The 13,769-nt window shown below is 72.2% G+C and carries 12 protein-coding genes; 7 read left to right on the top strand and 5 right to left on the bottom strand.

Going from position 1 to position 13,769, the window contains the following annotated elements:
• Positions 1–14: 14 nt before the first annotated feature.
• Positions 15–1,181, bottom strand: a complete 1,167-nt coding sequence (gene galK, locus AB0I42_RS19375; RefSeq protein ID WP_357538903.1) for a galactokinase — start codon at positions 1,179–1,181, stop codon at positions 15–17.
• On the bottom strand, positions 1,178–2,155 hold the full coding sequence (gene galE, locus AB0I42_RS19370; RefSeq protein ID WP_357538902.1) for a UDP-glucose 4-epimerase GalE: 978 nt from the start codon (positions 2,153–2,155) through the stop codon (positions 1,178–1,180). Before galE ends, galK begins: the two co-directional genes overlap by 4 nt.
• A gap of 291 nt (positions 2,156–2,446) precedes the next feature.
• Here galE and AB0I42_RS19365 point away from each other — a divergent pair, with 291 nt between their 5' ends.
• The 4 genes from AB0I42_RS19365 to AB0I42_RS19350 all read left to right on the top strand — a co-directional run bounded on the left by AB0I42_RS19365 (position 2,447) and on the right by AB0I42_RS19350 (position 6,223).
• Positions 2,447–3,424, top strand: coding sequence for a hemolysin family protein (locus AB0I42_RS19365; RefSeq protein WP_357538901.1), 978 nt, complete (start codon positions 2,447–2,449; stop codon positions 3,422–3,424).
• Positions 3,425–3,538: 114 nt separating this feature from the next.
• Positions 3,539–4,564 (top strand): tryptophan--tRNA ligase, encoded by a 1,026-nt coding sequence (gene trpS, locus AB0I42_RS19360; protein ID WP_357538900.1) that lies wholly within the window; start codon positions 3,539–3,541, stop codon positions 4,562–4,564.
• Positions 4,561–5,097 carry a 2'-5' RNA ligase family protein gene (locus AB0I42_RS19355; protein ID WP_357538899.1) on the top strand — a complete coding sequence of 179 codons (537 nt, stop codon included), beginning with the start codon at positions 4,561–4,563 and terminating at the stop codon, positions 5,095–5,097. Before trpS ends, AB0I42_RS19355 begins: the two co-directional genes overlap by 4 nt.
• Positions 5,098–5,311: 214 nt before the next feature.
• Positions 5,312–6,223, top strand: a complete 912-nt coding sequence (locus AB0I42_RS19350; protein WP_357538898.1) for a YhjD/YihY/BrkB family envelope integrity protein — start codon at positions 5,312–5,314, stop codon at positions 6,221–6,223.
• 112 nt (positions 6,224–6,335) lie between these two features.
• On the opposite strand, the gene AB0I42_RS19345 is transcribed toward AB0I42_RS19350, so the two are convergent.
• Entirely contained in the window at positions 6,336–6,932 is a 597-nt protein-coding gene (locus tag AB0I42_RS19345) for a type IV toxin-antitoxin system AbiEi family antitoxin domain-containing protein (RefSeq protein ID WP_357538897.1), read from the bottom strand.
• A 139-nt stretch (positions 6,933–7,071) separates the two neighbouring features.
• Between AB0I42_RS19345 and AB0I42_RS19340 the strand changes: the two genes are divergently transcribed.
• On the top strand, positions 7,072–7,515 hold the full coding sequence (locus AB0I42_RS19340; RefSeq protein ID WP_357538896.1) for a hypothetical protein: 444 nt from the start codon (positions 7,072–7,074) through the stop codon (positions 7,513–7,515).
• Between the two features lie 89 nt (positions 7,516–7,604).
• On the opposite strand, the gene AB0I42_RS19335 is transcribed toward AB0I42_RS19340, so the two are convergent.
• Positions 7,605–9,242, bottom strand: a complete 1,638-nt coding sequence (locus AB0I42_RS19335; RefSeq protein ID WP_357538895.1) for a glycoside hydrolase family 13 protein — start codon at positions 9,240–9,242, stop codon at positions 7,605–7,607.
• A gap of 262 nt (positions 9,243–9,504) precedes the next feature.
• Positions 9,505–10,569 carry a LacI family DNA-binding transcriptional regulator gene (locus AB0I42_RS19330; protein WP_357538894.1) on the bottom strand — a complete coding sequence of 355 codons (1,065 nt, stop codon included), beginning with the start codon at positions 10,567–10,569 and terminating at the stop codon, positions 9,505–9,507.
• A 199-nt stretch (positions 10,570–10,768) separates the two neighbouring features.
• Between AB0I42_RS19330 and AB0I42_RS19325 the strand changes: the two genes are divergently transcribed.
• Positions 10,769–12,022 (top strand): maltose ABC transporter substrate-binding protein, encoded by a 1,254-nt coding sequence (locus tag AB0I42_RS19325; RefSeq protein ID WP_357538893.1) that lies wholly within the window; start codon positions 10,769–10,771, stop codon positions 12,020–12,022.
• A gap of 79 nt (positions 12,023–12,101) precedes the next feature.
• Complete coding sequence (locus AB0I42_RS19320; protein ID WP_357538892.1) at positions 12,102–13,757, top strand: ABC transporter permease subunit; 1,656 nt, start codon at positions 12,102–12,104, stop codon at positions 13,755–13,757.
• Positions 13,758–13,769: the final 12 nt, after the last annotated feature.

The raw sequence follows: 13,769 nt of genomic DNA, 5'->3' as shown, positions 1-13,769 counted from the left end.
CGCCGCCGTATGTCTCAGGGCAGTGCGGCCGCGCCGGCACCGGGTGCGGCGGAGAACCAGACCGGCGGTGTGAACCCGCGATCCGCGTACGCGGCGGTGACGGCGTCGGCGACGGCGTCGACCCGGTCCGCGTCGACCAGGGCCAGGACGCAGCCGCCGAACCCGCCGCCGGTCATCCGGGCGCCGTACGCGCCGGCGGACAGGGCCGCCTCCACGGCGGTGTCGACCTCCGGCACGGTGATCTCGAAGTCGTCGCGCATCGAGGCGTGCGAGGCGGTCATCAGCGGCCCGATCGCCGGCACGTCGCCGGCCCGCAGCAGCGCCACCGTCTCCAGCACCCGCTGGTTCTCGGTCACCACGTGCCGTACCCGGCGGCGCACCACGTCGTCGTCGAGCCGGGCGAGGGCCACCGGCAGCCCGTCCGTGGTGACGTCGCGCAGCGCCGGCACCCCGAGTGCCCGCGCCGCCGACTCGCAGGCGGCCCGGCGGGCCGCGTATTCGCCCGTCACGTGGCGGTGCGGAGCCCGGCTGTCGATCACCAGTACGGCGAGCCCGGCGCCGGCCGCGTCGAACGGGATGTGTTCGAGGGCCAGGGAGCGGCAGTCGAGGAACAGGGCGTGCCCGGCCCGGCAGCGGATCGACGCGGCCTGGTCCATGATTCCGCACGGCATGCCGGCGTAGACGTTCTCGGCCCGCTGGGCGAGCGCCGGGCGGTCGTCGACCGGCAGGTCGATCCGGCCCAGGTCGGCGAGCGCGGTGAGGACGGCCGCCTCCAGCGCGGCCGACGACGACAGGCCCGCCCCCGGTGGCACGTCGGAGACGACGGTGAGCCGGGCGCCGGGCACCTGGTGCCCGGCGTCGAGCAGCGCCCAGACCACGCCGGCGACGTAGCCGCCCCAGCCGGTGACCTGGCCGGGCTTGCCGGCGTCGGTGCCGTCGAACGTGATCTGTTCGCCGGCCTGCTCCGACCACACCGTCCACAGTGGTGCGTCGACGGGAGTGGCGGCGACGACGGTGCGCTGCGGCAGCGCGAACGGCAGGACGAACCCGTCGTTGTAGTCGGTGTGCTCGCCGATCAGGTTGACCCGTCCGGGCGCCGCCCACCGGCCGGCCGGAGCCTCGCCGTACAGTCGCTCGAAGGCCGCCGCGGCACGCGCGGCGAGGGGGTTCGGCCCGGTCACGGCAACAGGTGGTCGCGGTAGAAGGTCCAGGCGTCGCCGACCATCTCGGCCAGCGTCGGCTTGGCCGGCACCCAGCCCAGCTCGGCGTGGGCCCGCGCCGACGACGCGACCAGCGCGGCCGGGTCACCCTCGCGGCGGGGAGCCATCTCGACCGGCACCGGATGGCCGGTGACCTCGCGTACGACCTCGACGACCTCCCGGTTGGAGAAGCCGTTGCCGTTGCCGAGGTTGAAGATCCGGTGTTCGCCGGGTACGGCGGTGTCCAGGGCGAGCAGGTGGGCGCGGGCCAGGTCCTCGACGTGGATGTAGTCGCGTACGCAGGTGCCGTCGGCGGTCGGGTAGTCGTCGCCGAAGAGCTGCAGCTTCTCCCGGCGTCCGGCGGCGACCTGCAACGCGATCGGGATCAGGTGCGACTCCGGGTCGTGCCGTTCGCCGAGGGCGTGGCCGGGGCGCAGGTAGGCACCGGCCACGTTGAAGTAGCGCAGCGACACCGCGGCCAGGTCGTAGGCGTGCGCCTCCGAGGTCAGGGCCATGTCGACGGCGAGCTTCGTCGCGCCGTACGTGTTGGTCGGGGCCTTGACCGCCGACTCGGTGATCGGCAGTTCGGTCGGGTTGCCGTAGACGGCGGCGGTGGAGGAGAAGACGAACCTGCGTACGCCGGCCGCGCGGGCGGCGTCGATCAGGGCCAGCGACCCGATCGTGTTGTTCTCCCAGTAGATCTCCGGTCGGGCCATCGACTCACCGGCGGCGATCAGGGCGGCGAAGTGCAGGACCCCGTCGAAGCCGGCGTCGGGGGTGAGCACCCGGGCGGCGTCGTGGATGCGGGCCTCGACGAAGGTGGCCTCCGGCGCGAGCGCCTCCCGGTGCCCGGTGCGCAGGTCGTCGAGGACGACGACCTCGTGGCCGGCGTCGAGCAGGAGCCGGGTGACGACTCCGCCGATGTAGCCGGCGCCGCCGGTGACGAGCAGTTTCACGGGTGGGGCTCCTTCTGGTCGCGGCCGCGTTCGGCGCGCGGGTCTTCGGGGGCGGCCGGTGGCCGGCGCGGACCCGGTCAGGCTACGCGCCGGAGCAGGCTGCCGCCGTCCGCCGGCCAGCCGGCCTACTGTCCACCATTGTCTCCCAATAGTCAACATATTCGAACATCAGGCGAAGGTTCCACCCCACCACCGGTCCGGCTGTCTACCATGTGCGACATGCGGGAATCCGCCAGTACCGGGCCCCGACGGTCGAGACCGGCGGGGCGCCCTCCACGAGAACCCGGCCCGATGGCCCGTGGCTTCGCCCGGGTCGTCGTACGTGCCGCGGACGCGGCCACCAAGCTGGTGACGGTCCTGCTCGGCACCGGGCCGGCCGCCGGCCGGGAACGGATCAGCGAGGCCGAGCTGCGCGACCTGGTCGCCGCCAACACCGTGCTCGACCCGGTCGAACGGCGCATCATCGACGAGGTGCTGGTCGCGGGTGCCAGCCTGGTCCGCGAGGTGATGATGCCCCGCACCGAGGTGGTCTTCCTCGACGCCGGGCTCTCCCTCGCCGAGGCCGCCCGGCTGGTGCGCGCCGAGACCCACACCCGCTATCCGGTCGTCGACGGCACCCCCGACGACGTGGTCGGCTTCGTGCACCTGCGCGACGTGCTGATCCGGCCCGACGGTGACCGGCGCGCCACCATCGGCGAACTGACCCGCGAGGTCAAGCGCCTGCCCGGCAGCAAGCGGGTGCTCGCCGCGCTGACCGAGATGCGCCGGGAACGGCACCACCTCGCCGTCGTCATCGACGAGTACGGCGGCACCGCCGGCATCGTCACCCTCGAAGACCTGATCGAGGAACTGGTCGGCGAGATCCACGACGAGTACGACGGCGCGCCCGAGCCGGTGGCGGTCGGTGTCCCGCCGTCGGTCGACGGCCGGCTCAACCTCGCCGACTTCGCCGAGCGCACCGGCTTCGCCCTGCCGGTGGGGCCGTACGAGACCGTCGGCGGCTATCTGATGGCATCGCTGGGCCGGCTGCCGACCACCGGCGACGAGGTGACCGTACCCACCGATTCGCGCACACCGGACGGTGAGCGGGGCTGGCGGTTGCGCGTACTCGAACTCGACGGGCGGCGGGTGGCCCGGGTCGGGATCTCCGCCGTGCCGTCCGCTCCCGGGCCGGGACCGGACGGGGCGCCGGTCGGTGCCGCGGTCACAGCCGTCGTGCCGGCCAGCCGGGGGGTGCCGGCGGCCGAACGGTCGGCACCGAGGGGATGACCGGGACCACGGTCCCGCCCGGACCGGGGCCGTGGGCGGGCCGGCGCCCCGCGTCTTCCGTGATCGGCGGGGGCGTCACCACACGTGCCGGGTGCGGCTGACAGAATCGACGGCATGTCCGACGTTGCCGCCCGGCCCCGGGTACTGTCCGGGATCCAGCCGACCGCCGACTCCTTCCACCTCGGAAATTACCTGGGGGCGGTCCGCAACTGGGTGGCCATGCAGGAGACCCACGACACCTTCTACTGCGTGGTCGACCTGCACGCGATCACGGCCGGCCACGACCCGGAGGTGCTGCGCCAGCGCACCCGGGTCTCCGCCGCGCAACTGCTCGCCGCCGGCCTCGACCCCGACCGGTGCACGCTCTTCGTGCAGTCGCAGGTCCCCGAGCACTCGCAGCTGGCCTGGGTGCTGAGCTGCATCACCGGCTTCGGCGAGGCGAGCCGGATGACCCAGTTCAAGGACAAGTCGGCCAAGCAGGGCGCCGACCGTTCCAGCGTCGGCCTGTTCACCTACCCGATCCTCCAGGCGGCGGACATCCTGCTCTACCAGGCCGACGCGGTCCCGGTCGGTGAGGACCAGCGCCAGCACCTGGAGCTGACCCGCGACCTGGCCCACCGGTTCAACACCCGGTTCGGCAGGGCCTTCACGGTGCCGGCGCCCTACATCGTCAAGGAAACCGCGAAGATCACCGACCTGCAGGACCCGACGGCCAAGATGTCCAAGTCGGCGTCGTCGCCGGCCGGGATCATCGAGCTGCTCGACGACCCGGCCCGGTCGGCCAAGAAGATCCGGTCGGCGGTCACCGACACCGGGCGCGAGATCGTCTTCGACGCCGAGCACAAGCCGGGCATCTCCAACCTGCTCACCATCTACGCCGCACTCAGCGGCCGCACCATCGACGACCTGGTCGCCGCCTACGACGGCAAGGGCTACGGCGACCTGAAGAAGGACCTCGCCGAGGTCGTCGTGGAGTTCGTCCGGCCGATCCAGGAACGCACCCGGGCCTATCTCGACGACCCGGCGCAGCTCGACAAGATGCTGGCCATCGGGGCGGACAAGGCCGGCGCGGTCGCCTCGGCGACCCTGCGCACCACCTACGAGCGGGTGGGTTTCCTCGCCCCGGCCCGCCCCGAGTGACGGCGCACCCGGTCGAGTCGACCCAGATCGGGGTCGCCATCGACATTCCGGAGCCGTGGGGCAGCACGCTGACCGCCCGGCGGGCCGAGGCCGGCGACCCGCGGGCGGAATACGTTCCGGCCCACGTGACGCTGCTCGGGCCGACCGAGATCGCCCGGTCGAGCCTGCCGGCCGTCGAGGAGCACCTCGCCGCGGTCGCCGCCACCCACCCGCCGTTCAGCCTGCACCTGCGGGGCACCGGCACCTTCCGGCCGATCACCGAGGTGGTCTTCGTCGCCGTCGCGGCCGGGATCAGCGAGTGCGAGTTGATCGCCGAGGCGATCAACTCCGCCGAGGAACTGCGGCGGGAAACCCGGTTTCCCTACCACCCGCACGTGACCGTCGCACAGGATGTCGACCCGCAGGCGCTCGACGAGGTCTTCGAGGACCTCGCCTCGTTTTCCGCGCTCTTCGAGGTCGAGCACTTCACCCTCTTCTCGCACTGCGGCGAGGCCCGCTGGAAGCCGCGTCGCGACTTCCGGCTCGGCACCTGACCCGCGTCGCGACCTTTCCGGGGCGGCCGACCGGCCCCGCCGGGCGAGACGCCCCGGCTGACCGGCCCGGCCCGGAAGTCCGGCCGGCGGCCCTGGTGGGGCTCCCGGGCCGTGGGCTGTCCGCCCGGGACCGTGGGGCGCGGTTCCCGATCCGGGCCGGCGTTTTCCGACCCGCTGCCGGGCAACTCGGGACCGCATGGGCAAGGATGGCGGCGTGAAAGCCGTAAGCCGGGCCTGGACGGGCGCGAACCGGCTGCTCATCGCCGGCCGCAATCGCTCCGAGGGCTTCGACCATGTCTGCCGGGCGATCGAGTTGTACGTCAACATGCTCGCCGGGCGGCTCGCGGCGGCCATCGCCTACTACGGGTTCTTCGCCGTCTTCGCCCTCGGCCTCGTCGGCTACTCGGTCTTCGGATTCGTCCTGCAACGCAGCGTCGACGTCCGGGTCGTGGTCAACGACTTCCTCCGGCAGAACCTGCCGTTCCTCGAACTCGACCAGATCGACCAGAGCAGCGGTACGGTCGGCGTCGTCGGCATCACCGTCCTGATCATCACCGGCATCGGCTGGGTCGAGGCGATCCGCTCCTCCCAACGGCTGCTCTACGGCCTCAACCAGCAGCCCGGCTACATCGGACTGCGGCAGATCGTCGATCTCGCCGTACTGGTCGGGGTGTTTCTGCTGCTCGGCCTGTCGGTGGCGGCGGTCGGCGCGGTCGAGGCACTGCTGCGCTGGCTGGTGGGCCGTTCGGTGCCGCCCGCGCTGGCCGTGTCGAGCGTGCTGCTGACCGTCGTGGTGAACATGGTCCTGGCGACCGCCCTGCTGGTGGCGGTGCCCCGGCTGCGGATGTCGCTGCGCCGGCTCGCCGCCCCGGTCCTGGTCGTCGCGGTCGGGATCACCCTGCTCAACACCGCCGGCAACGCCTGGGTCGTACGCACCGAGCGCAATCCGGCGTACACCGTGGTCGCCGGCGCCGTCGGTCTGCTGGTCTACCTGTATCTGCTCAACCAGTTGCTGCTCTTCGGCGCGTCGCTGGCGGCGACCAGTCACCACGGCCGGGTGATCGACCTGACCGAGCGGCCGCGCCGCCGGTCCCCGACCGCCGACGAACAACTCCCGCTCTTCTGATCCGGCGGCGCCCGGGGCCAACGGCGCCCAGGTCCGGCAAGGCCGGGGTCCGGCGGGGCCACGGCACGCGGGCGAGCCGGGGCCTTGCCGTCCCGCCGGGTGACCCCGCGCTCTAGCGGTCCGGTGGGTGGGGGCCGGCGGCCCGGGCAAGGCGGGCCAGCCGGGCGGCGCCGTGCCGGCCGGTGAACCGGTGGAGATAGCCGGCCAACCGGTCCGGGGTGAGCCAGCCGGCCCCGAACGCCTCGTCGAGCAGGGCCCGCGCCGCGCCGTCCGGCAGCAGCCGGAGGCAGTCGAAGACGGTGCGGGCGCGGCCGGTCAGCGGCACGCCGCCGATCCGGGTGACCTCGGCCGGCGGCAGGTCCTCGCGCAGCAGCCGGACCCCGCGCAGCGTGCGCCGGTCGGCGCGGGGCACGAGCAGGCAGGTGGACCGGTCGGGCACGGTGATCCCGTGCCGGCGGGCGGCGGACGGCCCGGCGAGCACCGCCCCGCCGAGGGCCAGCAGGCCGGCGGCGTCGCGCAGCCGCGGACCGGTCCGGACGCCGGCGGGCGCCAGCACCGGGCCGAGCACCCGGCGCCACTGCCCGGTCCGCAGCCGGCGGCGGACCTGGAACGGGGAGAAGCCGGCCCGGTGGGCCTGGTCGCAGGTGAACAGGCCGTGCTGGGCGGCGGCCACGGCGGCGAGGCGGGCGGGTGCGGTCGTCGGGGTCATGGGAAGACTGTGTGGGAGGCCGCCGACAGTCCGGCGAGGTTGTCCACAGTGCCGGGGATGGCGCGGCCGGGCCTGTGGATAGCGGGGAGATTGTGGCGAACCCCTACGCGGACCGGCCGGAACGGTCATTATGACTCGGGTGGGGGCACTAGTGACTTTGGAGCTGCCGGACGACTCGCCGGTGCTCGACCTGCCGTGGATCATCACCATCGGGCCGCTCAGCGACGAGGACGAGTGGGAGCCGGTGGTCTGCGGGCCGTACGAGCGGCCGCACGCGATCGCCCTGGCCGAGGCGGTGGTCGCCGACGAGGAGCTGATGGCGGTGGTCGAGCCGCTGCTCGCGTTGGCCTCCGTCGACGAGATCCGGGGGGAGATCGGGGCGGCCCGGGCGGCGGCGGAGGACGAGGAGGCCGAGGCCGAGGACGCCGAGGTCTACGGCGACTACGACGAACTCGTCGACGTCGGGCTGAACCAGGAGGAGATCGAGGAGCGCCGGCTCGAGCCGGCGGAGCCGCCGACCCCGACCGAGGTACGTGCCGGCTTCGCCCGGATCGCCGAGCAGCTCATCAGCCGGGCACCCTGACCGCGTACGACGGACGGCGGTGCCCCCGGAAACCTCCGGGGGCACCGCCGCCACCATCACCCCCCACCACAAGGGGTCCGGACCAGGTCTTACCCCGCCGACGGCGGTTGGAACCATGCCGCCGCGTCGACCGGCAGATCGAACGCGCCGTCGGCGTCGGTCAGCGGCTCACTGGAGACGACCGGCGAGCCGTACCCGGTGATCTTCACCGGGGTGCCGCTGAGGTTGATCACGCAGACCAGCCCCGCCGGGCCGGCGCCGGCCCGGGCGAAGGCCAACACACCCGGCTCGGTGTCCAGCCAGGTCAACTCGCCGCCCCCGAGGGCGGGATGGGTCCGCCGGATGCCGAGCGCGGTGCGGTAGAGCTCCAGCGTCGAGGCGGGGTCGCCGGTCTGCGCGGCGACGGTCAGACCGGCCCAGTCGGTCGGCGACGGGAGCCAGCCGTCGGCACCGCCGTCCGGGCCGAAGCCGTACGGCGGGACGGTGCCGCTCCAGGGCAGCGGGACCCGGCAGCCGTCGCGGCTCTCCCCGGTGCGCAGGAACGACGGATCCTGGCGTAGCTCGTCGGGCAGGTCGAGGAACTCCGGCAGGCCGAGCTCTTCGCCCTGGTAGAGGTAGGCGGAGCCGGGCAGGGCCAGCATCAGCAGCGCCGCCGCCCGGGCCCGGCGCAGGCCGACCGCGCCGTCGCCGTAGCGGGTCACGTGCCGCTTCTTGTCGTGGTTGGACAGCACCCAGGTGGTCGGGGCGCCGACGATGGCCGACTCGGCCAGCGCGGTGTCGATCACCTTGCGGAACGAGTCGGCGGACCAGGTCGCTTCCAGGAAGTCGAAGTTGAACGCCTGGTGCAGCTCGTCGGGGCCGATGTAGCGGGCCAGCCGCTGCGGGCTCTCCGCCCACGCCTCGGCGACCGCCATCCGGCCACCGGCATAGCTGTCCAGGATCGGCCGCCAGGCCCGGTAGATGTCGTGCACCTCGTCCTGGTCGAAGTAGGGCAGCCGGCCCCGGCCGAGCAGTTCGACCTGGCGCTGGCCGGTGGCGGAGCTGTGCCCGACGTCGGGCAGCCCCTCCTCCTTGATCATCCCGTGTGCGACGTCGATGCGGAACCCGTCGACGCCCCGGTCGAGCCAGAACCGCAGCACGCCCTCGAACTCGGCGCGTACCTCGGGGTTGCGCCAGTCCAGGTCGGGCTGGGCCGGGTCGAAGAGGTGCAGGTACCACTGGCCGTCGGGCACCCGGGTCCAGGCCGGCCCGCCGAAGATGGACTCCCAGTCGTTGGGCGGTTCGGCGCCGTCCGGGCCGCGCCCGTCGCGGAAGAGGTAGCGGCCCCGCTCCGGCGATCCGGGCGTGGCGGCGAGGGCGGCCACGAACCACGGGTGGGCGTTGGAGGTGTGGTTGGGCACGATGTCGACGATGATCCGTACGCCGAGCGCGTGCGCGTCGGCGATCATGGCGTCGAAGTCGGCGAGGGTGCCGAACATCGGGTCGACGTCGCGGTAGTCGGCGACGTCGTACCCACCGTCGATCATGGGAGACCGGTAGAACGGCGTGAGCCACAACGCGTCGACGCCGAGGTCGTGCAGGTAGGGCAGCCGGCTGCGGATGCCCTGGAGGTCGCCCGTACCGTCACCGTCCGCGTCGGCGAAGCTGCGGACGTAGACCTGGTAGACGACGGCGGACCGCCACCAGTCGTCGGTGGTGTCGGACGGCACGCCGGTGGTGGACGTCATGGCTACCTGCTTCTGGGGATCGTGGTGCGCCCGTGCGGCCGGGTTTCGGCCGTGCGGACCCCGATTGTCAATGAGTGCGCCCAGGATGCCCGGCTACGACTGCAAGAGTCAAGCATTTCTTGCGCAAGCAGTGCTGGATCTTGCGCTGTCCGGGATCGTGCCGTGGGCCGTGGTGTGACGCGGCTCTCGTGCGGACGCGCCCGTCCGACGCCCGGCCGCCGGACGGCGGTGCGGTCGCGGACGACGGTCGGGGTGGCGCCGGTCAGGCCGGTACGGCGGACGGCGCGGCCGACGGCGGCGGTGGCGTGGCCGGCCCCGGCGCGATCGCCGTCGAGCCGCGGACGACCAGTTCCGGCCGGAAGACGTACTCCGAGTGTGGCGCGGCGTGGCCGTTGATCTCGTCGACCAGGGCCCGTACCGCCGCCACCGCCATCGAGGCCACCGGCTGCCGCAGGGTGGTCAGCGGCGGGTCGGTGAACGCGATCAGCGGCGAGTCGTCGTAGCCGACGACCGACACCTCGTCGGGCACCGAGAGGCCGCGCTGCCGGGCGGCCCGGATGGCGCCCAGGGCCATCAGGTCCGAGCCGCACACCAGGCCGGTCGCGCCCCGTTCGAGCAGGCGTGCGGCGGCGGCCTCGCCGCCCTCGACGCCGAAGAGGGTGAGCGCGGTCAGTTCGTCGAGTTCGGTGTCGGTGAGGCCGGCCAGGCGGCGCATCGCCGATCGGTATCCGCCGACCTTGCGCTGCACGGGCGAGAAGCGGTCGGGCCCGGTGATCAGGCCGATCCGGCGGTGGCCGAGAGCGACCAGGTGGGCCACGGCCAGCTCGCCGGCCATCCGGTCGTCGCACGAGACGAACGGCGCCTCGATGCCCTCCACGTATCCGTTGACCAGCACGATCGGCAGCGGACGCGCGATCAGCTTGCGGTAGCGGTCGTGGTCGGCGGAGGTGTCGGCGTGCAGGCCGGAGACGAAGACGATGCCGGAGACCTGGCGGTCGAGCAGCATCTCCACGTATTCGTCCTCGGTGACCCCGCCCGGCGTCTGGGTGCACAGCACGGGGGTGTATCCGGACTGGGCGAGTGCCGACTCGATCGTCTGCGCGAACGCCGGGAAGATCGGGTTGTCCAGCTCGGGCACGACCAGGCCCACCAGCCCGGCGCTGCGCTTGCGCAGCCGGGCCGGACGCTCGTAGCCGAGTACGTCGAGTGCGGTCAGGACCGCCTGGCGAGTTTCGGCCGAGACGCCGGGGCGGCCATTGAGGACGCGCGACACGGTGGCCTCGCTGACCTCGGCCTGCTGTGCGATATCCGCTAGACGTGCGCGCATGGCGGCACTGTAGCCCAAGCGGCAAGATCTTGCGTACAGCCCTGCAAGCTCTTCCATTGTCTGCAACGTCTTGCTAACGTCCCCGCAACACATGACCGATGCGGCGTTCGATCTTGGCGCCGGTTGAAAAACCTTACACAGAATTCGGGCTGACCACACGGCGAGCGGGCCGGTCCGCCCATGATCGACAGGAGTTCCGATGCGCATCCGTACCGCGGGTGTGGTCGCCACCGTCGCTCTCGCGATCGCGGCCGCCGGTTGTGGTGGTGGCGGAGACGAGCCCGACGCTTCCGGCTCCACGCCCCCCAGTGCCGACGGCGGCAAGCTGGTGATCTGGGCCGACGACAAGCGCTCGGCCGCGCTCAAGCCCTTCGCCGACAAGTTCGGCCAGGAGAACGGCGTCACCGTCGAGGTGCAGGCGATCTCCAAGGACCAGCAGACCACGTTCGTCACCGCGTCGCAGCAGGGCAGCGGCCCGGACGTGATGGTCGGCGCCCACGACTGGATCGGCAACCTCGTCCAGAACGGCGCCATCGACCCCGTGCAGCTCACCGAGGCCCAGAAGGCCGGCTTCAACCAGGGCGCACTGAAGGCGGTCACCTTCAACGGCCAGGTCTACGCGGTGCCGTACGCGACCGAGAACCTGGCCCTGATCCGCAACACCGAGCTGGCACCCGAGGCCCCGAAGACCGTCGAGGACCTGGTCACCGCCGGCAAGCGGCTCCAGGCCGAGAAGAAGGCGTCCGAGATCCTGTGCCTCCAGGTGGGCCAGAACGGCGACGCCTACCACCTCTACCCGTTCTACACCTCGGCCGGCGGAACGCTCTTCGGCACCAACGCCGCCGGCGACTACGACCCGAAGCAGCTCGGCGTGGGCACGCCGGAGTCGATCGCCGCGTTCGAAAAGATCGCGAAGCTCGGCGAGAAGGGCGACGGCGCGCTGAAGCGGTCCATCACCGCGGAGAACTCGATCGCCACCTTCACCGGCAAGAAGTGCGCCTTCCTGGTTGCCGGACCGTGGGCGATCACCGACGCCAAGACCGCGAACATCAAGTACGACATCAGCCCGGTCCCCGGCTTCGCCGGCGCCAAGGAGCCGACGCCGTTCCTCGGTGTCCAGGCGTTCTACGTCGCCGCGAAGGGCAAGAACAAGGCGCTGGCCCAGGAGTTCGTGACCAACTACCTGACCACGCCCGAACTCGCCGTGGCGCTCTACCAGGCCGAGCCGCGCCCGCCGGCGCTGACCGCCGCCTTCGACCAGGTCAAGGCCAGCGACCCGGACCTGGCCAAGTTCCTGGAAGCCGGTGCCAACGCCGTACCGCTGCCGGCGATCCCGGAGATGGCGGCCATCTGGGACCCGTTCGGCAAGGCCGAATCCGCGATCATCGGCGGTGCCGACGTCACCCAGACGATCACCGCCGCCGGCAAGACGATCTCCGACCAGATCAAGTAGATACCGTGACCGAGCGGAGCGAGGGAGCCATCAGGCTCAGCCTTGTACACGGTGACGCCGAGCGTAGCGAGGCGGCACCGTGACCGAGAACGTGACCGGTGCGGGGCTTGCGACGCAGGCCCCGCACCGGGGTCCGGGCGGGGCCCCGGGCCAGCGGCGTGACCCCGACAAGGCACGCCGGACCGTACGCGACGACCGGCCGGTCACGCTTACCGGGCTCGCCGTCAAGGTCGTGCTCCTCGGCCTCGTCGCCGGGATCGCGCTCTGGGCGGCCTTCCCGCTTATCGAGGCCGAGGCGTGGGTTGGTCTGGGCATCCTCGTGGCCACCACCGCCGGGCTGTTCTACCTCTACCTGTCCCGACGGCACATCCCGGCCAAGTACCTGGTGCCCGGCACGCTGTTCCTGATCGCGTTCCAGGTCTTCCCGGTGCTTTACACGGCCAGCACCGCCTTCACCAACTTCGGTGACGGCCACCGGGGCAGCAAGGACGACGCGATCGTCGCCATCCAGTCCTCGTCGGTGGTCCAGGTCCCTGGATCGATCGAGTACGCCCTCTCGATCGCGACCACCGGTGACGCCGCCACCGGCCCGCTGGTCTTCCTGGTGACCGATCCGGCCACCGGGACGGTCTCGGCCGGCGACGCCGACGGCCTGGAACCGCTCGACGGGGGCAGCGTCACCGTCAACAGCGCCGGCAAGGTGACCGCCGCCGACGGCTACACCGTGCTCAACGCCGGCCAGGCCAGCGCCCGCAGTCAGGAGATCACCGAGTTCGCGGTGCCGACCGAGGGCGGCGCCATCCGCTCGGCCGGGCTTTCGCGGGCGTACGAGGGCAAGGCGACGCGGGCGTACGACGCCGGCTGCGACTGCGTACGCGACGCCGACAGCGGCAAGGTCTGGACCGCCGACCCCGAACGTGGCGCCTTCGTCGCCGCCGACGGCGAGCGGCTGCTCCAGGGCTGGCGGGTCAACGTCGGGCTGAGCAACTTCACCCGGGTGCTGACCGAGCCGTCGATCTCCGGACCGTTCCTGGAGACGCTGATCTGGAACTTCTCCTTCGCCATCGGGTCGGTGTTCGTCACCTTCGCGCTCGGCCTGCTCTGCGCGCTGGCGCTGCACTCGCCCCGGGTACGCGGCCGGACCCTCTACCGGGTGCTGCTGATCCTGCCGTACGCGATGCCGTCGTTCGCGATGCTGCTGGTCTGGCGGGACATGTTCAACACCGACTTCGGCCTGGTCAACAACCTGTTCGGACTCAACGTGGACTGGATGGGCGAGGCCTGGTCGGCGCGGGCCGCGGTGGTGCTGGTGCAGTTGTGGCTCGGCTACCCGTACATGTTCCTGGTCGCGACCGGTGCCCTTCAGGCGATCCCGCGCGAGCTGACCGAGGCGACCTCGGTCGACGGGGCCACGCCGTGGCAGTCGTTCCGGCGGATCACCCTGCCGCTGCTGCTGGTCGCGCTGAGCCCGCTGCTGATCTCGTCGTTCGCGTACAACTTCAACAACTTCAACGCGATCTACCTGGTCACCGAGGGGGGGCCGTTCCCGGCCGACAACCCGAGCGTGGGTGCGACCGACCTGCTCATCACCTACACGTACCGGCTGGCGTTCGGTGCGGCCGGTGCCCAGTTCGGCTTCGCCGCGGCCATCTCGATCTTCATCTTCACCCTCGTCGCGGTCATCTCGGCGATCAGTTTCCGCCGGTCGCGCCAACAGGAAGAGGTGTACGCGTGAGCGCGAGGAGTG

The sequence above is a fragment of the Polymorphospora sp. NPDC050346 genome, from assembly GCF_040655695.1.
Lineage (GTDB): Bacteria > Actinomycetota > Actinomycetes > Mycobacteriales > Micromonosporaceae > Polymorphospora > Polymorphospora lycopeni.
The sequence above is the reverse complement of the archived record's forward strand: the minus strand, read 5'-3'. Positions and strand labels throughout refer to the sequence as shown.

Excerpts from the sequence above, each read along its gene's own strand:
- AB0I42_RS19365 (WP_357538901.1), top strand. The coding sequence starts at position 2,447 with ATGGCCCGTGGCTTCGCCCGGGTCGTCGTACGTGCCGCGGACGCGGCC.
- trpS (WP_357538900.1), top strand. The coding sequence starts at position 3,539 with ATGTCCGACGTTGCCGCCCGGCCCCGGGTACTGTCCGGGATCCAGCCG.
- AB0I42_RS19345 (WP_357538897.1), bottom strand. The coding sequence starts at position 6,932 with ATGACCCCGACGACCGCACCCGCCCGCCTCGCCGCCGTGGCCGCCGCC.
- AB0I42_RS19335 (WP_357538895.1), bottom strand. The coding sequence starts at position 9,242 with ATGACGTCCACCACCGGCGTGCCGTCCGACACCACCGACGACTGGTGG.
- AB0I42_RS19330 (WP_357538894.1), bottom strand. The coding sequence starts at position 10,569 with ATGCGCGCACGTCTAGCGGATATCGCACAGCAGGCCGAGGTCAGCGAG.
- AB0I42_RS19325 (WP_357538893.1), top strand. The coding sequence starts at position 10,769 with ATGCGCATCCGTACCGCGGGTGTGGTCGCCACCGTCGCTCTCGCGATC.